This window comes from Streptomyces sp. TP-A0874 (assembly GCF_001748085.1).
In the GTDB taxonomy this organism is placed as follows: Bacteria; Actinomycetota; Actinomycetes; order Streptomycetales; family Streptomycetaceae; genus Streptomyces.
The window spans coordinates 777,554-796,386 of the sequence record NZ_BBZK01000003.1; the positions used below are offsets into that span (position 1 = coordinate 777,554).

Annotated in this window: 18 protein-coding genes; 13 read left to right on the forward strand and 5 right to left on the reverse strand. The window is 71.7% G+C overall.

Annotated features, from left to right (window positions below; genetic code table 11):
- Positions 1-6: 6 nt before the first annotated feature.
- Entirely contained in the window at positions 7-693 is a 687-nt protein-coding gene (locus BGP73_RS03165) for a hypothetical protein (RefSeq protein WP_069811830.1), read from the reverse strand.
- 167 nt (positions 694-860) lie between these two features.
- On the opposite strand from BGP73_RS03165, the gene dnaE reads away from it, so the two are divergent.
- Complete coding sequence (gene dnaE, locus BGP73_RS03170) at positions 861-4,403, forward strand: DNA polymerase III subunit alpha (protein WP_069811831.1); 3,543 nt, start codon at positions 861-863, stop codon at positions 4,401-4,403.
- Between the two features lie 129 nt (positions 4,404-4,532).
- Here dnaE and BGP73_RS22960 read toward each other — a convergent pair whose 3' ends face one another.
- Positions 4,533-4,688 (reverse strand): hypothetical protein, encoded by a 156-nt coding sequence (locus BGP73_RS22960; protein WP_170837731.1) that lies wholly within the window; start codon positions 4,686-4,688, stop codon positions 4,533-4,535.
- A gap of 332 nt (positions 4,689-5,020) precedes the next feature.
- On the opposite strand from BGP73_RS22960, the gene BGP73_RS03175 reads away from it, so the two are divergent.
- The 4 genes from BGP73_RS03175 to BGP73_RS03190 all read left to right on the forward strand — a co-directional run bounded on the left by BGP73_RS03175 (position 5,021) and on the right by BGP73_RS03190 (position 9,005).
- Positions 5,021-6,319, forward strand: coding sequence for an NYN domain-containing protein (locus BGP73_RS03175; RefSeq protein ID WP_069811832.1), 1,299 nt, complete (start codon positions 5,021-5,023; stop codon positions 6,317-6,319).
- A 172-nt stretch (positions 6,320-6,491) separates the two neighbouring features.
- A complete protein-coding gene (locus BGP73_RS03180; RefSeq protein ID WP_069812096.1) occupies positions 6,492-7,466 on the forward strand; it encodes an ABC transporter ATP-binding protein in 975 nt (324 codons plus the stop codon).
- A 40-nt stretch (positions 7,467-7,506) separates the two neighbouring features.
- The gene (locus tag BGP73_RS03185) at positions 7,507-8,322 is read left to right on the forward strand and encodes an ABC transporter permease (RefSeq protein WP_069812097.1); all 816 of its coding nucleotides are present in this window, start codon (positions 7,507-7,509) and stop codon (positions 8,320-8,322) included.
- Between the two features lie 59 nt (positions 8,323-8,381).
- Positions 8,382-9,005: a hypothetical protein gene (locus BGP73_RS03190; protein ID WP_069811833.1), complete on the forward strand. Its 624-nt coding sequence runs from the start codon at positions 8,382-8,384 to the stop codon at positions 9,003-9,005.
- A gap of 56 nt (positions 9,006-9,061) precedes the next feature.
- On the opposite strand, the gene BGP73_RS03195 is transcribed toward BGP73_RS03190, so the two are convergent.
- The 3 genes from BGP73_RS03195 to BGP73_RS03205 all read right to left on the reverse strand — a co-directional run bounded on the left by BGP73_RS03195 (position 9,062) and on the right by BGP73_RS03205 (position 12,852).
- Positions 9,062-9,814 (reverse strand): LON peptidase substrate-binding domain-containing protein, encoded by a 753-nt coding sequence (locus tag BGP73_RS03195; RefSeq protein WP_069811834.1) that lies wholly within the window; start codon positions 9,812-9,814, stop codon positions 9,062-9,064.
- Between the two features lie 120 nt (positions 9,815-9,934).
- Positions 9,935-11,065: a hypothetical protein gene (locus tag BGP73_RS03200; RefSeq protein ID WP_069811835.1), complete on the reverse strand. Its 1,131-nt coding sequence runs from the start codon at positions 11,063-11,065 to the stop codon at positions 9,935-9,937.
- A 185-nt stretch (positions 11,066-11,250) separates the two neighbouring features.
- Complete coding sequence (locus BGP73_RS03205; protein WP_069811836.1) at positions 11,251-12,852, reverse strand: oxidoreductase; 1,602 nt, start codon at positions 12,850-12,852, stop codon at positions 11,251-11,253.
- Between the two features lie 175 nt (positions 12,853-13,027).
- On the opposite strand from BGP73_RS03205, the gene hisD reads away from it, so the two are divergent.
- The 8 genes from hisD (at position 13,028) to hisF (ending at position 18,832) form a co-directional block, all read left to right on the forward strand.
- On the forward strand, positions 13,028-14,344 hold the full coding sequence (hisD, locus tag BGP73_RS03210; RefSeq protein WP_069811837.1) for a histidinol dehydrogenase: 1,317 nt from the start codon (positions 13,028-13,030) through the stop codon (positions 14,342-14,344).
- Positions 14,344-15,450, forward strand: coding sequence for a histidinol-phosphate transaminase (locus tag BGP73_RS03215; RefSeq protein WP_069811838.1), 1,107 nt, complete (start codon positions 14,344-14,346; stop codon positions 15,448-15,450). The genes hisD and BGP73_RS03215 overlap by 1 nt, the downstream gene beginning before the upstream one ends.
- Entirely contained in the window at positions 15,447-16,040 is a 594-nt protein-coding gene (gene hisB, locus BGP73_RS03220) for an imidazoleglycerol-phosphate dehydratase HisB (RefSeq protein ID WP_069811839.1), read from the forward strand. Before BGP73_RS03215 ends, hisB begins: the two co-directional genes overlap by 4 nt.
- Positions 16,037-16,204 (forward strand): hypothetical protein, encoded by a 168-nt coding sequence (locus BGP73_RS22965; protein WP_170837732.1) that lies wholly within the window; start codon positions 16,037-16,039, stop codon positions 16,202-16,204. Before hisB ends, BGP73_RS22965 begins: the two co-directional genes overlap by 4 nt.
- Positions 16,201-16,845 (forward strand): imidazole glycerol phosphate synthase subunit HisH, encoded by a 645-nt coding sequence (gene hisH / locus BGP73_RS03225; RefSeq protein ID WP_069811840.1) that lies wholly within the window; start codon positions 16,201-16,203, stop codon positions 16,843-16,845. Before BGP73_RS22965 ends, hisH begins: the two co-directional genes overlap by 4 nt.
- 75 nt (positions 16,846-16,920) lie before the next feature.
- The gene (priA, locus tag BGP73_RS03230; protein WP_069811841.1) at positions 16,921-17,652 is read left to right on the forward strand and encodes a bifunctional 1-(5-phosphoribosyl)-5-((5-phosphoribosylamino)methylideneamino)imidazole-4-carboxamide isomerase/phosphoribosylanthranilate isomerase PriA; all 732 of its coding nucleotides are present in this window, start codon (positions 16,921-16,923) and stop codon (positions 17,650-17,652) included.
- Positions 17,649-18,056: a RidA family protein gene (locus BGP73_RS03235; RefSeq protein WP_069811842.1), complete on the forward strand. Its 408-nt coding sequence runs from the start codon at positions 17,649-17,651 to the stop codon at positions 18,054-18,056. Before priA ends, BGP73_RS03235 begins: the two co-directional genes overlap by 4 nt.
- A complete protein-coding gene (hisF, locus tag BGP73_RS03240) occupies positions 18,053-18,832 on the forward strand; it encodes an imidazole glycerol phosphate synthase subunit HisF (RefSeq protein ID WP_069811843.1) in 780 nt (259 codons plus the stop codon). Before BGP73_RS03235 ends, hisF begins: the two co-directional genes overlap by 4 nt.
- The last annotated feature ends 1 nt before the right edge of the window (position 18,833 follow it).

Here is an 18,833-nt window from a genome sequence, read left to right on the forward strand (position 1 = left end):
TGTCGGTCAGAGCGCAGCCGGCCGGCACGGCGGTCCGCGCCGTAGGAGCGAGTGCACGAGCAGCGGGAGGCTGCCGGGGACGGAGCGGGCGGGCACGGGGCGCGCCGACCCGGATGCCAGCCGCTCCGGGAGCCGGTTGACCGCGGAGACCGCCACCAGCAGTGGCCGGAAGGCCGAGCCGGCGACGGCGCGCAGCAGCCGGCCCAGTGCCGCCTCACCGCTCCGAAGCCAGAGCGCGGCGGCCAGACCGACCCCGACGTGTGCGGCGAGCAGCAGCCAGGGGGTGGCCGAGGCCACCGCTGCCGGGGCCGCGGCGCCGCCTTCCCGGCCGGCCAGCCGGCCCAGCGGCGTGCCGAGGCCGCCGCCGGCGCAGAGCAGGTCGACCCCGACGGAGTGCAGTGCCCCGGTGACCGGTCCGCCGCGGGGGCCGTAGCAGGCGTGCTGGCCGGTGGTGAAGAGCGTGTCGGCGCCGAGCTCCAGCGGTACCAGGAGACCGGCGATGGCGGGGTAGCGGCGCTCCCGGCCGGCCAGTGCGTAGGCGACCAGGAACACGCCGACACTGAGCCCGGCCACTGGAGCGACCGGCAGGGGCGCGCCGGAGAGCAGCACATGCGAACCGACGGACAGCGTCACGCACAGTGCCGTGAAGAACGCTGCCCGCAGTGTCCGTAGCGGAGCCCCTGATATGTCCATCGTGGGAAAGTGTGCCACGGGGGGTGGTGGGGGAGGCCAGTCCCCGGCGGGCCGATCTTCGCGGTCCGGCAGGTCGGCGGCGCCGGTCGCGGCGGGGCTGTGTCGGGGGGCGGAAGTAGACTCCGGAGCCGTCGTCCTCGCTGCCGCTCCCGTCGGAGGTCTTCCCCGTGACCAAGCCGCCCTTCACGCACCTGCACGTCCACACCCAGTACTCGCTGCTGGACGGTGCCGCGCGGCTGAAGGACATCTTTGTGGCCTGCCAGGAGATGGGCATGTCCCACGTGGCCATGACGGACCACGGAAACCTCCACGGCGCCTACGACTTCTACCAGCAGGCGACGGCGGCCGGCATCACCCCGATCATCGGGATCGAGGCGTACGTCGCCCCCGAGTCCCGCCGGAACAAGCGGCGCATCCAGTGGGGCCAGCCGCACCAGAAGCGCGACGACGTCTCCGGCTCCGGCGGTTACACCCACAAGACCATCTGGGCGGCGAACAAGACCGGCCTGCACAACCTCTTCCGGCTCTCCTCGGACGCCTACGCGGAGGGCTGGCTCACCAAGTGGCCCCGGATGGACAAGGAGGTCATCGCCCAGCATGCGGAGGGGCTGATCGCGTCCACCGGCTGCCCCTCCGGAGAGGTGCAGACCCGGCTCCGGCTGGGCCAGGAGGAGGAGGCTCTCAAGGCCGCGGCCGAGTACCAGGAGATCTTCGGCCGGGACCGCTACTTCCTGGAGCTGATGGACCACGGTCTGGACATCGAGAAGCGGGTCCGGCAGGGACTGCTGGACATCGGCCGGAAGCTCTCCATCCCGCCGCTGGTGACCAACGACTCGCACTACACCTACGCCCGGGAGGCGTCCGCACACGACGCGCTGCTGTGCATCCAGACCGGCAAGAACCTCTCCGACCCGGACCGCTTCCGCTTCGACGGCACCGGCTACTACCTGAAGTCGACCGAGGAGATGTACGCCGTCGACTCCTCCGACGCCTGGCAGGAGGGCTGTGCGAACACCCTGCGGGTCGCGGAGCAGATCGATACCGAGGGCTGGTTCGAGAAGCGCGACCTGATGCCGCGCTTCGACGTGCCCGAGGGCTTCACCGAGGTGACCTGGTTCCGGGAGGAGGTCAAGCGGGGAATGGCCCGCCGCTACCCGGGCGGCGTGCCCGAGGACCGGCAGCAGCAGGCCGAGTACGAGATGGACATCATCATCCAGATGGGGTTCCCCGGGTACTTCCTGGTCGTCGCCGACTTCATCATGTGGGCGAAGGAGAACGGCATCGCGGTGGGACCCGGCCGCGGCTCCGCGGCGGGCTCGATCGTCGCCTACGCCCTGGGCATCACCGACCTGGACCCCTTGGAGCACGGCCTCATCTTCGAGCGGTTCCTCAACCCCGAACGCGTGTCGATGCCCGACGTCGACATCGACTTCGACGAGCGCCGGCGGGCCGAGGTCATCCGCTACGTCACCGAGAAGTACGGCGCCGACAAGGTGTGCATGATCGGCACCTACGGCACCATCAAGGCGAAGAACGCGATCAAGGACTCCGCCCGCGTCCTGGGATACCCGTACGCCATGGGAGACCGGATCACCAAGGCGATGCCCGCCGACGTGATGGGCAAGGGCATCCCGCTGTCCGGCATCACCGACGACAGCCACCCGCGCTACAGCGAGGCCGGTGAGGTCCGCGCGATGTACGAGAGCGAACCCGATGTCAAGAAGGTGATCGACACCGCCCGGGGGGTCGAGGGCCTGGTCCGGCAGATGGGTGTGCACGCGGCCGGAGTGATCATGTCCAGCGAGCCCATCACCGACCACGTCCCGGTCTGGGTGCGCCACTCCGACAACGTCACCATCACCCAGTGGGACTACCCCACCTGTGAGTCGCTCGGCCTGCTGAAGATGGACTTCCTGGGCCTGCGGAACCTCACCATCATGGATGACGCGGTGAAGCTCATCAGGAAGAACAAGGGGATCGACCTCCAACTCCTCGACCTGACGCTGGACGACCCCAAGACCTTCGAACTCCTCGGCCGGGGCGACACGCTCGGCGTCTTCCAGTTCGACGGCGGACCGATGCGCTCGCTGCTGCGCATGATGAAGCCGGACCACTTCGAGGACATCTCGGCCGTGGGTGCGCTCTACCGGCCCGGCCCGATGGGCATGAACTCGCACATCAACTACGCCCTCCGGAAGAACGGCCAGCAGGAGATCACCCCGATCCACCCCGAGCTGGAGGAACCGCTCAAGGAGGTGCTGGGCACCACCTACGGCCTCATCGTCTACCAGGAGCAGGTGCAGAAGGCCGCCCAGGTGCTCGCCGGCTACTCGCTGGGCCAGGCCGACCTGCTGCGCCGGGCGATGGGCAAGAAGAAGAAGGAAGTCCTCGACAAGGAGTTCGTGCCGTTCCGGGAGGGTATGCGGGAGCGGAACTACTCCGACGAGGCCATCCAGGCGGTCTGGGACACCCTGGTGCCCTTCGCCGGGTACGCCTTCAACAAGGCGCACTCCTCGGCCTACGGCCTGGTCTCCTACTGGACCGCGTACCTCAAGGCCAACTACCCCGCCGAGTACATGTCCGCGCTGCTCACCTCGGTGCGGGACGACAAGGACAAGTCGGCGGTCTATCTCAACGAGTGCCGGCGGATGGGCATCAAGGTGCTCCCGCCGGACGTCAATGAGTCCGACGCCAACTTCACCCCGCGGGGGGACGACACGATCGTCTTCGGGCTCACGGCCGTCCGCAACGTCGGCCAGAACGTCGTCGACTCCATCGTCAAGTGCCGCAAGTCCAAGGGGAAGTACAGCTCCTTCCCGGACTTCCTCGACAAGGTGGAGGCGGTGGTCTGCAACAAGCGCACCGTCGAGTCCCTCATCAAGGCCGGGGCGTTCGACGAACTGGGCCATACCCGCAAGGGGCTGGTGGCGCACTACGAGCCGATGATCGACAACGTCGTGCAGGTCAAACGCAAGGAGGCCGAGGGACAGTTCGACCTCTTCGGCGGCATGGACGACGGCAGCGGTGAGGACACCCCGGGCTTCGGCCTGGACGTCGAGTTCTCCGACGTCGAGTGGGACAAGGCCTATCTACTCGCCCAGGAACGGGAGATGCTCGGCCTCTACGTCTCCGACCACCCGCTCTTCGGGATCGAGCACGTCCTGGCGGAGAAGTCCGACGCCGCCATCTCGCAGCTCACCGGAGGCGAACACGCCGACGGGGCGATCGTCACCATCGGGGGGATCATCTCCGGGTTGCAGCGGAAGATGACCAAGCAGGGCAACGCCTGGGCCATCGCGACCGTCGAGGACCTGGCGGGCTCCATCGACTGCATGTTCTTCCCCGCGACCTACCAGTTGGTCTCCACCCAACTCGTCGAGGACACCGTGGTCTTCGTCAAGGGCCGACTGGACAAGCGGGAGGACGTGCCGCGGCTGGTCGCCATGGAGATGATGGTGCCGGACCTCTCGGAAGCATCGGCGGACGCCCCGGTGACCATCACGATCCCCACCGTGCGGGTGACCCCGCCGCTGGTGGAGAAGCTCGGTGAGGTGCTCAGCCAGCACCGGGGGCACACCGAGGTGCGGATCAGGCTCCAGGGGGCCCGTAAGACCACGGTGCTCCGGCTCGACCGGCACCGGGTCACCGCCGATCCGGCGCTCTTCGGGGATCTGAAGGTGCTGCTCGGGCCGTCCTGCCTCGCCGGTTAGCCGCCGTCTGGTCCCTGCCGGGCGGTCCGCGCAGGGAAAGGAACGGATGTGCGGGGTGTGCCCGGCTGGTTCCGGGCACACCCCGCAGTCGGGGCCGATCAGGCCCGAGGACTCAGCAGGCGCGTTCGGTCAGTTGTGGCCGAACTTGCGCTGCCGTCTGCCCGGGACGTCCGGGGGGCTGTCCTGGGCCTGCTGCTGCGTCTCGGCCGACGCGCTCTTGATGTTCTGCTCCTCGGCGGCGCTGCGGCTCTGCCGCCTGCGACTTCGGTTCTTGTTCTTGGCCATGATCGTGCCTCCTGGCGAACGGTCCGTGGACCTGGTCGAACTCCTGGGAGACGAGGCGCCTTCGCGCCCTCACGGTTACATATCCTGTTAAAGATCGCATTTCAGGCACTTAGTACGAGGGTGGTTCTCCCGTCGTCTTTCCCGGCGCCACTCGGCGCGCCGCTGTCCGTTTCGGCAGATAACCCAGCAGCTCTCGGGCAGACTCGAAGGAAAGCGGAAGTGAATCGTTACCCGAGGTGACGGACGCAAAGGAACCAGCGAGACTTTCGGGAAAACTCCCAGCGGGCCGAGAACACCGGTGCCACCGAGAAAGTCTGGAAAGAGGGTGGAACGTGGACCGCTGCGTCGTCCTGGTGGATGCCGGCTATCTGCTCGGCGCCGCCGCGAGCCTGCTCGCCGGAGAACCCGCCCGGTCCCGGATCAGCGTCGACCACACCGCACTCGTCCAGGGGCTGCGCGAGCGGGCCGAGGCGGAGACCGGGCATCCCCTGCTCCGCATCTACTGGTTCGACGGAGCCCCGGACCGGGTGCCCCAGCCCGAGCATCGACGACTCCGGGTCATGCCGCGTGTCACCGTCCGCCTCGGCGCCCTGACGCGGGCCGACGGCCGCTGGGCCCAGAAGGGCGTCGACGCGGCCATGCACACCGAACTGACGGAGTTGGCGCGCAACCGCGCCTGCTCCGACATCGTGCTGGTCACCGGGGACGGCGATCTGCTGCCCGGGCTGATGTCCGCCAAGGAACACGGTGTCGCGGTCCATCTCTGGGCGGTCCAGGCCGCGGACGGCGACTACAACCAGTCGGAGGACCTCGTCGCCGAGGCGGACGAGCGCCGGGTACTCGACCGCTCCTGGATCATCCAGGCGGTGCGGGCCAGGGAGTCAGGCGGGATCTGCCCGCCGCCCGGCCCGGAGATCGCCGCGATCCTCGCCGCACCGCTCCCGGAGAACGCCGAGGCCGCCCCCGTCGCCGCCGACAGCCCTGGCGACACCGGCGTGGCCGGCACCGCGCCGCCCCCCGACCGCCCGCGGGAACTTCCCGCCCCGGCTGTCGAGGGGGCGGAGAGCACCCCGGCCACGGGCCGTGCCGAGAACGGAGGCAAGGGGGTGCCGACCCCGAAGGACCTCGCCGGGCTGGCCCGTGGTGCGCTGGTCCCCAACGGTCAGTCGAACGCGGCGCACCACCCCGGCTCGATGACGCCGGCCCCCAAGGCCATGCTGCGCTGGTCCTCGGATCGGGGCTGGGTGGACCGCGACGCCGCCCAGCCCGAGCTCCAGGACCAGGCCGCCCTGCCGACGCTCTCCCAGCTCACCACCGCGGAGCAGCGCTGGGCGGACCGGGAGGAGGACATCACCGCGGTCAGCGGAGACCCCTTCGAGGTGGGCCAGGTCTTCGCCCGGCGGTGGACCGAGCGGCTCGCCACCCCCAAGCAGCTGCGGCAGCTGGCCGCCGACTACCCCCGCATCCCGCACCGCATCGACGGCGAGCTGCTCCGCTACGCCGCCCGGTTCGGGCTGCTGGCACACAAGGACGACCAGATCGACGAGCGGGACCGCTATGCCATCCGCGCCGGGTTCTGGCGGGAGGTCGACCTGCGCACGGCGGCCGAGCAGGAGGACGGGGACGGATGACCCGTCGCCGCTGCCGGTCCCTCTGCCGGGCGGCGGGCGAGGAGGCGCCTGCAGACGGCGGCGGTCCGGCGGCGGAAGGCGGCGTGAGCGGCCCCGGGAGCCTGATCGGCCGACGGGCGGCGTACCCTCGTGAACCGTGATGAGCGGCACCGAGCGGGCGGGTAGCGTGGCCATGCCTATCCAGGTGCGTGACCTGGTCAAGACCTTTCCGGCGGTCCGCGCCCGGCGCGGCGTGCCCGGCCACCCGGCCGTCCGGGCCAGCGACGGCATCAGCCTGAACGTACGACACGGCGAGATCTTCGGGCTGCTCGGCCCCAACGGCGCGGGCAAGTCCACCCTGGTGCGCCAGCTCACCGGCCTGACGCGGCCCGACGCCGGGGAGGTCCGGGTGCTCGGCCACGACCTCGTACGCCATCCGGAACGCGCCGCACGGCTGATCGGCTACCTGGGGCAGGAGACCGTCGCACTGGACGAGCTGACGGTGGCGCTCGCGGCGGAGACCACCGGACGGCTCCGCGGGTTGGAGACCAGGGAGGCCCGGGCCGAGCGGGACCGGGTCCTGGCCGAACTCGGGCTGGAGGGGATCGCCGGGCGGCCGCTGAAGAAGCTCTCCGGTGGCCAGCGGCGGCTCGCCTGCTTCGCCGCCGTGCTGGTAGGAGACCGCCCGCTACTGGTCCTGGACGAGCCGACCACGGGCATGGACCCGATGGCGCGCCGGGCCGTCTGGGCCGCGGTGGACCGCCGCCGGGCGGAGCGGGGCACGACCGTGCTGCTGGTCACCCACAACGTGATCGAGGCCGAGACGGTGCTGGACCGGGTCGCCGTGCTGGACGGCGGTCAGGTCATCGCCTGCGACACCCCGGCCGGGTTGAAGGCGATGGTCGCCGACGAGGTCCGGCTGGAGCTGGTGTGGCGGGAGCGGGCACCACTGGAGGTGCCGGAGATAGCGGCCCTGGAGTCCTCGGCCCGGACGTCCGGCCGGCGCTGGGTGCTGCGGCTCTCCCCGCAGGAGGCCCGCTCCCTGGTCGCGGTGATCACCGGCGGCCGGGCGTTCGCGGAACTCGACGACTTCACTCTCACCACCCCCAGCCTCGAGGACGTCTACCTCGCGCTGGGCGGCCGTTCGGAAGGTCTGGTGAAGGCGTGATCGACGGGTCGATCGGAGCGTGGGACGGGAGCAGAGCAAGGTGAGCGTCGGGTCCGCGGAGGCGGTGGCCGGGAGTCGCCCGGAGGTCCGGGAAGGGGCGCCCGCCCCACTGGCCCCCCGGGCGGGACTGCTGCCCGCCCTCGGTGCCGTCTACGGAGCACAGCTCTCCCGGGCCCGGGTGGCCCGGATGCCCCTGCTCTTCGTCGCGACCTTCCAGTCCGTGGGGATCATGGTGCTGATGCGCGGCGTGGTCGACGGCGGGGCGGAGGCCCGGGCGGTGGTGGCGGGCTCGGCCGTCCTGGTGGTCGCCTTCGTCGCACTCAACCTGCTGGCCCAGTACTTCGGACAGCTCCGCGCGAGCGGAGGGCTCGACCACTACGCCACCCTTCCGGTGCCGCCCGCGGCCGTGGTGCTCGGCGCCGCCGGCGCGTACGCCTCCTTCACGGTGCCGGGGACGGTCGTGACGGCGGTGGTGGGCAGCGTGCTCTTCGGCCTGCCGATGGGCAACCTCTGGGTGCTGGCCGCGGTGATCCCCCTCGCGGGGGCGTCGCTGGCCGGCCTTGGGGCCGCACTCGGTCTGCTGGCGCCGCGTCAGGAGCTGGCGACCCTGCTGGGGCAGCTGGGCATGTCCGCTGCGCTGCTGCTCGGTGTGCTTCCCGCCGAGCGGCTGCCCACCCCGGTCTCCTGGCTCCGCGACCTGATGCCCTCGACCTATGGCGTGGAGGCGCTCGCCCGCACCTTCGTGGACCGGCCCGACTGGGGGACGGTCACCCTCTCCCTGGCGGTCTGCGCGGTCGTCGCGGTCGCCTCGCTGACGGTCGCCACCTGGGCCTACCGGCGGGCGGTGACCCGGTGACGCGCCCAACGCCCCCTCCTGGGCCCCAGCCGTCGTCGGCCACCTGGCACGATGGCGGAGTGAACGCACCGCTGACTCCGCCCGACCCGCCTTCGAACGGTTCAAGCGACTACGAGGCCCCCTGGCCGCCCCCGCCCGGTGACGGCGGTACCGACCACCGGGCCGAACTGCGCCGGGCGGCGTGGGTGGCGCTCGGCGTGACCGTCGCCGGGGTGCTGCTCGGACTCCTCTGGCTCTGGCTGGCACCGAAGATCCCGCTCGTCTCGAACGGCAAGGTCGTCTACTTCCAGAACACCGAGGGGGAGGAGGCGATCGGTGCCGACGGGACTTTCGTGCTGCTGGCGCTCGGCTTCGGCGTGATCAGCGGCGCGGTGGTCTTCCTCTGTGCGAGGAGCGGCGGGGTCGCCCTGGTGGTGGCGCTGGCACTGGGCGGGGTGCTGGCTTCGGTGATCGCCTGGCGGTTCGGCATCGCCTTCGGTCCGGACAACGACGTCGCCCGACACGCCAGGCAGGTGGGCAAGGGCGTGGTCTTCGACGCCCCGCTGGAGCTGCGGGCCAAGGGTGCGTTGCTGGTCTGGCCGCTGGCGGCGATGGCCGTCCACCTGGCGCTGACCGGCTTCTTCACCCCACGTGACCCGGAGCCCGAGCAGCCGCTGCCGGCGGGGGCGTGGCCGCGGTCCTGAGCCGCGGCACCGAAGCGCCCGAGCCCCGGTGCACTCCTCCGAGGGGTGGCCGGGAGTCAGTTGGGGCTGGTCGGCTGCCGGGTGAGGTCCACCGCGGGCAGTGAGGGGAGGTTGCGGATCAGCGCGCTCTCCGAACGGAGCAGTTTCAGCTCCCGTGCCAGCCGGGTGGAGGTGTCCGGCGCTTCGAGCAGACGCTGCTTCGCCGGAGTGTCCAGCACGAAGGCCGCGGCGACCAGATAGGACAGCACCGAAGGCTCCTCCGGAAGCTCCTGCCCCGCGGCCAGGGTCTGCTCGCTCGCCCCCGCTAACCGCTTCTGGTAGGTGAGGAAGGCGCTCTCCACCCCGGAGGCCAGGGCCCCCGCGCCGTCCCCGTCCACTTCGGCGATCTCCTCCAACTCGGCCGTCAGGTACGGGCCGCTGGAGTCGACCGAGAGCAGCCGGCAGCGGTTGGTGCCGGTGGCGAGCACCTCGAACCCGCTCTCCTCGTCGTCCGGGTCCTTCTTCCGGATGGTGGTCGCGTCCGCCACACAACCGATCGGATAGAACGCCCCGATCGGGTCGTCGCCGAAGCCGGCCGCCGCACCGCGCTCGGGCAGCCCCGTCGGGTCCGGGAGACCGGGCGCGCTCGGGGCGGCCTCCGCGCCGTCGCGGATGGCCACCACGACGAAGCGGCGCGACTCTTCTTCCTCCATGTCCAGCAGATCCCGCATCAATGTGCGGTACCGCTGCTCGAAGACGTTCAACGGCAGTACCAGGCCGGGCAGCAGCACGGTGTTGAGCGGAAAGAGCGGCAGGCGAGCGGTGGTCACAACCCCAAAGGGTAGTGGTTCGCGCCCGGCCGCCCCGGTTCCCGCTCCGGCGGCGCCCCCTGTCGTCGTCAGTCGGCCCGGCGGCGGCCGGCGGAGAGACCGGCGCGGGCGCCGGAGTGCTCAGTCCTGCCGGTCGGCGCTTCGGGCGGGGCGGAGCGGTGTCATGGCGGCCACCTGGATCCGGGTCCCGTCCCGCGCCTCCAGGAACTGGCCGAGCGGGTCGTCGCTGATCCGGTTCCACGGAAAGGCCGTGGCGCACGGGCCGAGCAGCCGGAACTGGTCGAGCGCCGCCTGCCAGCGGCCCCGGTGGATCAGGAGGAAGACCAGCAGGTTCCGGGCCTCGGCGGGCCAGAGGTCACCGGGGGCGTAGCGCGAGGAGAGCGCGATCGCCAGGTCGGCGGCTGCGTCGGTGCGGCGGACCGGAACGGTAGCCAGGTGGTGGAAGACCGCGCGGAGGGGCAGCGCCCGCAGCAGGGAGCCGGGCAGGGCCTGCTCCGCGGCGCGCTCGGCGAAGCCGAGGCAGTCGTGCCGGGTCGGGCACCCGCCACCCGACCCGCCCGGTGCGGTGGGGGCGGCGCCGGTGATTCTCCCGCCTCCCGACCACGGCTGACGGCCTGTCAGGTCAGCTTCGAGGTGAGGCCGGGGCCGGTCCTCCGCCGCCGGACAGTCCGCGCCGCGGTACCGCAGCGCCGCCAGATGGCAGCCGTAGTGGTGCGGTGCGCGCTTGACCGCCTCCGACCAGTACGACTCGAACTCGGCGGGCGGAGCCCCGGTGGAGCGGGCACGGTCCAGGGCGAGGCGCCAGGGCACCGGATCCCGCGGGGACGCCTCGGCGGCTGCCTCGACGAGCGGCAGCGCGGCCGAGTCTTTGGTAGCCCCGGCGGAGTCCTCTCCCCGGGACCGGTCCTCGGCGCGCCGCACCGCCACCCCCGCCCTGAGCAGGGCGGCGTCCGGATCTCGGGGCGCGGCGGACAGCCAGGCGCGGAGCCAGTCGGAGCGGCCGGCGGGGACGAGTCGGACGAGCTGGGACGTGTAGTGGTCGCGGGACTCCCACTCGCCCGCCTCACGGGTCATGGCGAGCAGCCTGGCGGCGGGGCGGTGGTCGCCGCGTCCGGCGGCGGTGAGCGCCGGCCCGAGTCGGTCGTCGGGCGCTTCCAGGACCACCTGGTCGTCCGGTGGCAGTCCGACGGCGAGTCGGGGGGTGTGGTGGATCATGCGCGCGGTGCCGACGAGGGCGCGGAGGAAGACCATCGTGCCTTCCGGCGGTAGGGGAAACGAGCGGTCCTTCTATGAAAACCGCAGGTCGCAGGTGGTACCAGCCGGAACGCATGACGCTTCGATATCGGAAAATCGGTTGCCTGCGGGATGGTCAACAACCGGTAAAGAAGTCGCTCCGCCCCCGCGGCGGCGCCGCGGTGGGGGAGGGGCCGCGGGTGTCAGCCGCGGTTCAGCAGACGGGAGGCTCCGGCCGCGACGGTCGTGGCGAGCATCCACCCGAGCACGATCAGCGCCGAGGCGGCCCACTGGAGACGGCCGCCGGGGTCGAAGTAGCTCTGCTGCCCCAGGTCGATGACCGGCACCAGCAGGTCGAGGGCGTAGAGCGAGGGGTTCAGCTCCGGCGCCTCGTCCGGTTTTATGGGGTGCGGCTGGGAATGGGAGAAGACCGCCGCGCCCATCGCCCACAGCAGCGCCATCCAGATCGCCGCCCGGCCGGGACGGTAGCCGTAGGCGACCGTCCAGTCCTGGAGGAAGCCCCACAGCTTTCCGGCCACCGGCAGGGTCTCGCGGCGCCGTCGCTGCTTGGCCAGCAGCACTTCCCGGGCGTCCGCGTCCTCGCCGCCGGCCCGCAGCGCGTGCGCCAGCTGCTCGTAGGGCTCGGGGGCGTACTCCGGAGTCGCCGCCGCCACCCACTCCAACCGCCGGTGGAGGGGGAAGGGGCCGCGGGGTATCAGCGTCTCGTAGGAGAACCCGGCCATCGCCAACCCGCCCGGCCCCGGCCAGCTGGACGACCGGTCCACCAGGTTGACGACCTTGGCGCCGGAGAGCACCACCCGGCCACGCTGCTGCCGCTCGCAGAGGAACCGCAGCTCCGGCGTCTGGATACGGCGCAGGGACAGCTCCTGATCGGTCTCCATCACGAACCGGGCCTGGCTGAAGTCGACCGCGTCGCCGAACCTCCCGTCGTCCAGCCGGACACCGCCCTGGCACTCGAAACGCTGAATCCGGGTGCCGCGCGCCGGCGTGGCGGCGAACTGGTGTGGCGCGTTGCCCTCGGAGAGCGCGGTGGCGCCGCTGATCGTCGCGGAGGTCAGGTGGATCGTCCGCTCCACGGTCAGCTGCGGAGCGTTGAGCGCCCGCTTGCCGTAGCTGTTGCTCAGGTGGCTGCCGCGGAGGCTGAGCGAGACCCCTATCTGCGCCCCCCGCAGACTGAATTCCCCCTCCGAGTCCAAGAGTTCGGCATGGAGGTCCTGGGCCACGGAGAGGCCGTCCGCGCTGATCGAGCGGCCCTTGCGGTCCCTGCGCACCGTCAGCTGGTTGAGCAGCAGATCGGTGCCCACGTGGGCGTCCGTGAGCCGGATGCCGCCCGCGACGGTGCAGCGCTGGAGATGGAGGTCCCCCTCGGTGGTCAGCCGGGCGGCCTCCAGCCGCGGAATGCGGCAGCCGACGAGGCGCAGCGTCGAGAAGTGGCACTCCGCCAGCATCACCCGCTCCTCGAAACGGCAGTTCCGTAACTCCACGTACGGCTCGACCTCGCCTCCGGAGAGATCGAGCCTGCCGGTGACGCAGGCGCCGTTCAGCTTGAGCGCGGCGACCCGGCCCGGCTGGGCCGGCGGGCCGTCGAGCAGCAGCAGGGCGATCACCCGGGCGCGGACGCTGCGGTCCGGTCCCCAGGGGTACTGGCCGTCCGGGTCGTCGTGCGCGGGGTTGCCACTGCTGAGGTCATGGGTGCTGCCGTTGCGGAACGCCTGCCACATGCCCCACTCGGACGAGGTCAACTGGAGCGACGACGGCGGTTCGCCGTCTCCCGACCCGGACAATGGAGCCCCCCTCGCCACCCGGCGCACCCCCGAGGATCGCGCAAGCATTCTCTGTCCCGATACCTTCCCGACGCGTAACGGATTGAAAGCCGACCGTGACGGAAGAGTCCGTGACCCGTATCAACGGGTGATACGGGCGGCCGGTCGGCTGGCCTGATCTGCCACACTTGGCCGTGTGATCTCCCGAATCGATCTGCGTGGTGCCGCCCTGCCCTCGGGCGCCGCCCTGCGCGACCTCCTGCCCCGAGCCGAGTTCGACGTCGAGGCCGCCCTGGAGCGGGTCAGGCCGATCTGCGCCGAGGTGCGTCGACGGGGCACCGCCGCGCTGATCGACTACGCACAACAGTTCGACGGGGTCGCCATCCAGCAGGTCAGGGTGGACGGACGGACCCTCGCCCGGGCACTGGACGAGCTGGACCCCGAGGTCCGGAAGGCGCTGGAGGAGTCGATCCACCGCGCCCGACTGGTCCACCGGGAGCAGCGCCGCACCAGCCACACCACCGAGGTCGTGCCCGGCGGCACCGTCACCGAACGCTGGATCCCGGTCGAGCGAGTCGGTCTGTATGTACCCGGTGGGCGGGCCGTTTACCCGTCATCCGTGGTGATGAACGTGGTCCCGGCCCAGGAGGCGGGCGTCGAGGGGATCGCCGTCTCCTCCCCGCCGCAGGCCGAGTTCGGCGGGCGTCCGCACCCCACCATCCTCGCCGCCTGCGCGCTGCTCGGCGTCGACGAGGTGTACGCGGCCGGCGGTGCCCAGGCGATCGCCATGTTCGCCTACGGCACCGAGGAGTGCCCGCCGGTCAATCTGGTCACCGGCCCCGGCAACATCTACGTGGCCGCCGCCAAACGTCTGCTCCGCGGGCGGATCGGCATCGACGCCGAGGCCGGGCCGACCGAGATCGCCGTCCTCGCCGACGCCGGGGCCGACCCCAGGCACATCGCCGCCGACCTCGTCAGCCAGGCCGAGCACGACCCGCTGGCCGCCGCGGTGCTCGTCACCGACTCCCCGGAACTCGCCGACGCCGTCGACACCGAGCTGGACGCCCAGGTCGCCGCCGCCCGCCACCGGGAACGGATCACCGAGGCGCTGACCGGTCGGCAGTCCGCCACGGTGCTGGTCGACGGGGTGGACGAGGGCCTCCGGGTCGTCGACGCCTACGCCGCCGAGCACCTGGAGATCCAGACCGAGGACGCGGACGCGGTGGCCGAGCGGGTACGCAACGCCGGCGCCGTCTTCGTCGGGCCGCACGCCCCCGTCTCGCTGGGTGACTACTGCGCCGGCTCCAACCACGTGCTTCCCACCGGAGGCTGCGCCTGCCACTCCTCGGGGCTGTCCGTGCAGTCGTTCCTGCGCGGCGTCCAGGTCGTGCGGTACAGCCGGGAGGCGCTCGCCGAGGTCGCCGGCCAGGTGGTGGCGCTCGCCGAGGCCGAGGACCTCCCGGCCCACGGCTCCGCCGTCAAGGCCCGCTTCGACTGGCAGGTGCCGAGCTGATGGCGGGCATCGACGATCTGCCCATCCGGGACGAACTGCGCGGCAAGTCGCCCTACGGCGCCCCGCAACTCGACGTCCCGGTGCGGCTGAACACCAACGAGAACCCGTACCCGCTGCCCGAGCCGCTGGTGGCCAGCATCGCCGAGCGGGTCGCGGAGGCCGCCCGCTCGCTCAACCGCTATCCCGACCGGGACGCCATCGAACTCCGCACCGAGCTGGCGAGGTACCTCGGCCGCAGCGGTGGACCCCGGCTCGGCGCCGAGTCGATCTGGGCCGCGAACGGCTCCAACGAGGTCCTCCAGCAACTGCTGCAGGCCTTCGGCGGTCCGGGCCGGACCGCGATCGGCTTCGAGCCCTCCTACTCCATGCACGCGCTGATCTCCCGGGGGACGGGCACCGGCTGGATCACCGGACCCCGCCGGGAGGACTTCGGCATCGACCTCGGCGCCGCCCGGTCGGTCATCGCCGAGCACCGTCCCGACGTCGTCTTCGTCACCTCCCCGAACAACCCGACGGGTACGGCCGTCGACACCGAGACCGTGCTGGGGCTCTACGAGGCGGCGCAGGAGGCGGGCCCGTCGATGTTCGTGCTCGACGAGGCCTATGTGGAGTTCAGCCACCGCCCCTCGCTGCTGCCGCTGATCGAGGGGCGCCCGCGGTTGGTGGTCAGCCGCACGATGTCCAAGGCCTTCGGCGCCGCCGGGCTGCGCCTGGGATACCTCGCCGCCGATCCGGCGGTCGTGGACGCCCTCCAACTGGTCCGGCTGCCCTACCACCTGTCGGCGGTCACCCAGGCCACCGCGCTCGCCGCGCTGGAGCACACCGATACGCTGCTGGGCTACGTCGACAGACTCCGCGCCGAGCGTGATCGGCTGGTCACCGAGCTGCGGGCGGCGGGCTGCGAGGTCACCGAATCGGACGCCAACTTCGTCCAGTTCGGCCGCTTCGACGACGTGCAGGCCACCTGGCGTGCGCTGCTGGACCGGGGAGTGCTGGTCCGGGACAACGGTGTGCCGGGACGGCTGCGGGTCACCGCGGGCACCCCGGCCGAGAACGACGCGTTCCTCGACGCGGTACGTGCAGTGATGAAGGAGAACGACAGATGAGCCGCGTGGGCCGGGTGGAGCGCACCACCAAGGAGACATCCGTACTGGTCGAGATCGACCTCGACGGGACCGGTGTGGCCGACATCTCGACCGGGGTGGGCTTCTACGACCACATGCTCGACCAACTCGGCCGCCACGGCCTCTTCGACCTGAAGGTCAAGACCGACGGCGACCTGCACATCGACAGCCACCACACCATCGAGGACACCGCGCTGGCGCTCGGTGCCGCCTTCCGGCAGGCGCTCGGCGACAAGGCCGGCATCTACCGCTTCGGCAACTGCACGGTGCCGCTCGACGAGTCCCTGGCCCAGGTCACCGTCGATCTCTCCGGCCGCCCCTACCTCGTGCACACCGAGCCCGAGAAGATGGCGCCGATGATCGGCGAGTACGACACCACCATGACCCGGCACATCCTGGAGTCCTTCGTGGCGCAGGCACAGGTGGCGCTCCACGTGCACGTGCCCTACGGCCGCAACGCCCACCACATCGTCGAGTGCCAGTTCAAGGCCCTGGCGCGGGCGCTGCGCTACGCCTCGGAGCGCGACCCCCGGGCCGCGGGCGTCATCCCGTCGACCAAGGGTGCGCTGTGACCGGTATCTCCATCCTGCTGATCGTCGTCGGGCTCTTCCTGGCCGGCGGGGTCTTCTCGTTCGTCAAGCAGGGGCTGCCCCGAGGGGTCGTCCTGCTGCTGGCGCTCTCCTCCGCGATGTGCCTGCTCGCCGGCGTCCTGCGGATCCAGGGGGTCTGGGCATGAGCGGTGCCGCGGGGAAGGTCGTCGTCCTCGACTACGGCTTCGGCAACGTCCGCTCCGCCGAGCGGGCCCTCGCCCGCGCCGGGGCTGAGGTCGAGATCACCGGCGACTACGACCGGGCGATGGCCGCCGACGGACTGCTGGTGCCCGGGGTGGGGGCGTTCGCCGCCTGCATAGCCGGCCTGCGGGCCGTCCGCGGGGACTGGATCATCGGCCGCAGGCTGGCCGGCGGCCGACCCGTCCTCGGTGTCTGCGTCGGGATGCAGGTCCTCTTCTCCCGCGGCGTAGAGCACGGCGAGGAGGCCGAAGGGCTGGACGAATGGCCCGGCACCGTCGGCCCGCTCCGCGCCGACGTGGTACCCCACATGGGGTGGAACACCGTACGGGCCGCCGAGGGCTCCCGGCTCTTCGCCGGGCTGGACGCGGACAGCCGCTACTACTTCGTGCACTCCTACGCGGTTCACGAGTGGAGCCTGGAGAGCGCCAACCCCGCCCTCCGGCCGCCCAAGGTCAGCTGGGCCACCCACGGCGAACCGTTCGTCGCGGCCGTCGAGAACGGCCCGCTGTGGGCCACCCAGTTCCACCCCGAGAAGTCCGGTGACGTCGGCGCCCACCTGCTCAGAAACTGGATCGAGACCCTCTGAGAGCACGGCTACGGCCGGCGCCGCTCCCGTCCCGCAAGCACCCCCACCCGCAACGAACCGAAGGCTCCAGACGCCATGAGTACGAACCGACTCGAACTCCTTCCCGCCGTCGACGTCCGGGACGGTCAGGCCGTCCGCCTGGTGCACGGCGAGTCCGGCTCCGAGACGTCGTACGGAGACCCGCTCGCCGCCGCCCTCGCCTGGCAGCGCGCCGGCGCCGAATGGCTGCACCTGGTCGACCTCGACGCGGCCTTCGGCACCGGTGACAACCGCGAGCAAATCGCGGAGGTCGCCCGTGCCATGGAGATCAAGGTCGAGCTGTCCGGCGGCATCCGGGACGACGCCTCCCTCGAGGCGGCCCTCGCCACCGGCTGCGCCCGGGTCAACCTCGGCACCGCCGCGCTGGAGAGCCCGGAGTGGGTGGCGAAGGTCATCGCCGAGTACGGCGACCGGATCGCGGTGGGCCTGGACGTCCGCGGCACCACGCTCCGCGGCCGGGGCTGGACCCGCGACGGAGGCGACCTCTACGAGACGCTCGCCCGGCTGGACTCCGAGGGGTGCGCGCGGTACGTCGTCACCGACATCGCCAAGGACGGCACGCTCCAGGGCCCGAACCTGGGGCTGCTGCGGGACGTCTGCGCCGCCACGGACAAGCCGGTCGTCGCCTCCGGCGGCGTCTCCTCCCTCGACGACCTGCGGGCCATCGCCGAGCTGGTGCCGGAGGGCGTCGAAGGCGCCATCGTGGGGAAGGCGCTCTACGCGGGGGCGTTCACCCTGGAAGAGGCGCTGGAGGCCGTGGAGCGATGAGCGAGGCGGTCCGGCGGGTCCAGTCCGACAGTCCGTGGGAGGAGTCGATCGGATTCGCCCGCGCCGTCGAGGTCGATGGCCGGGTGCTGGTCTCCGGCACCATGCCGGTGGCCGAGGGAGATCTCCAGGGCGAGGGCGACCCCTACCTCCAGGCGCTCACCGCCTTCCGCAACGGACTGGCGGCCCTGGGCGAGTTCGGCCTCGGCCCGCAGTCCGTCGTCCGTACCCGTATGTACCTCACCCACGCCAGGGACGTGGACGCCGTCGGCCGCGCCCACAAGGAGCTGTTCGACGCCGTACGGCCGGCTGCCACCGTGGTGGTCGTCTCCGGCTTCGTCGACTCCCGGGTCCTGGTCGAGGTGGAACTCGAAGCCGTGCGCGGCAGTGAGGAGTCCCGGCGATGAGCCTGGCGGTCCGTGTCATCCCCTGCCTGGACGTCGACGGCGGTCGGGTCGTCAAGGGCGTCAACTTCCGTGATCTGCGGGACGCCGGCGACCCCGTCGAGATGGCCAGGCTCTACGACGCCGAAGGCGCCGACGAGCTCACCTTCCTCGACATCACCGCCTCCTCCGGCGACCGGGAGACCACCTACGACGTGGTGCGGCGCACCGCCGAGCAGGTCTCCATCCCGCTCACCGTCGGCGGCGGCGTCCGGACCGCCGACGACGTGGACCGGCTGCTGCGCGCCGGCGCCGACAAGATCGGCGTCAACACCGCCGCCGTCGCCCGCCCGGAGCTGATCAGGGAGATCGCCGAACGCTTCGGTCGGCAGGTGGTGGTGCTGTCGGTCGACGCCCGCCGCTGCCCGCCGTCCGCCGACGGCACAACCACCGGCTCGGGCTACGAGGTCACCACCCACGGCGGCCGGCGGGGTACCGGCATCGACGCCGTAGAGTGGGCCCGACGGGCGGCCGAACTGGGCGCCGGCGAGATCCTGTTGAACTCCATGGACGCCGACGGCACCAAGGACGGCTATGACACGGAGATGCTGGAGGCGGTCCGCCGGGAGGTCAGCGTCCCGGTGATCGCCTCCGGTGGAGCGGGCCGCGCCGAGCACTTCGCCCCGGCCGTGACGGCGGGCGCCGACGCGGTGCTGGCCGCCTCCGTCTTCCACTTCGGCGACCTGCGGATCTCCGAGGTGAAGCAGGCGCTCCGGGCGGCCGGGCATCCTGTCCGCTGAA

What these genes read in the sequence shown, in the direction of transcription:
- BGP73_RS03165 (WP_069811830.1), bottom strand. Translation starts at nt 693, where the DNA reads ATGGACATATCAGGGGCTCCGCTACGGACACTGCGGGCAGCGTTCTTC.
- BGP73_RS22960 (WP_170837731.1), bottom strand. Translation starts at nt 4,688, where the DNA reads ATGGCCAAGAACAAGAACCGAAGTCGCAGGCGGCAGAGCCGCAGCGCC.
- BGP73_RS03180 (WP_069812096.1), top strand. Translation starts at nt 6,492, where the DNA reads ATGCCTATCCAGGTGCGTGACCTGGTCAAGACCTTTCCGGCGGTCCGC.
- BGP73_RS03200 (WP_069811835.1), bottom strand. Translation starts at nt 11,065, where the DNA reads ATGGTCTTCCTCCGCGCCCTCGTCGGCACCGCGCGCATGATCCACCAC.
- BGP73_RS03215 (WP_069811838.1), top strand. Translation starts at nt 14,344, where the DNA reads ATGGCGGGCATCGACGATCTGCCCATCCGGGACGAACTGCGCGGCAAG.
- hisB (WP_069811839.1), top strand. Translation starts at nt 15,447, where the DNA reads ATGAGCCGCGTGGGCCGGGTGGAGCGCACCACCAAGGAGACATCCGTA.
- hisH (WP_069811840.1), top strand. Translation starts at nt 16,201, where the DNA reads ATGAGCGGTGCCGCGGGGAAGGTCGTCGTCCTCGACTACGGCTTCGGC.
- priA (WP_069811841.1), top strand. Translation starts at nt 16,921, where the DNA reads ATGAGTACGAACCGACTCGAACTCCTTCCCGCCGTCGACGTCCGGGAC.
- BGP73_RS03235 (WP_069811842.1), top strand. Translation starts at nt 17,649, where the DNA reads ATGAGCGAGGCGGTCCGGCGGGTCCAGTCCGACAGTCCGTGGGAGGAG.
- hisF (WP_069811843.1), top strand. Translation starts at nt 18,053, where the DNA reads ATGAGCCTGGCGGTCCGTGTCATCCCCTGCCTGGACGTCGACGGCGGT.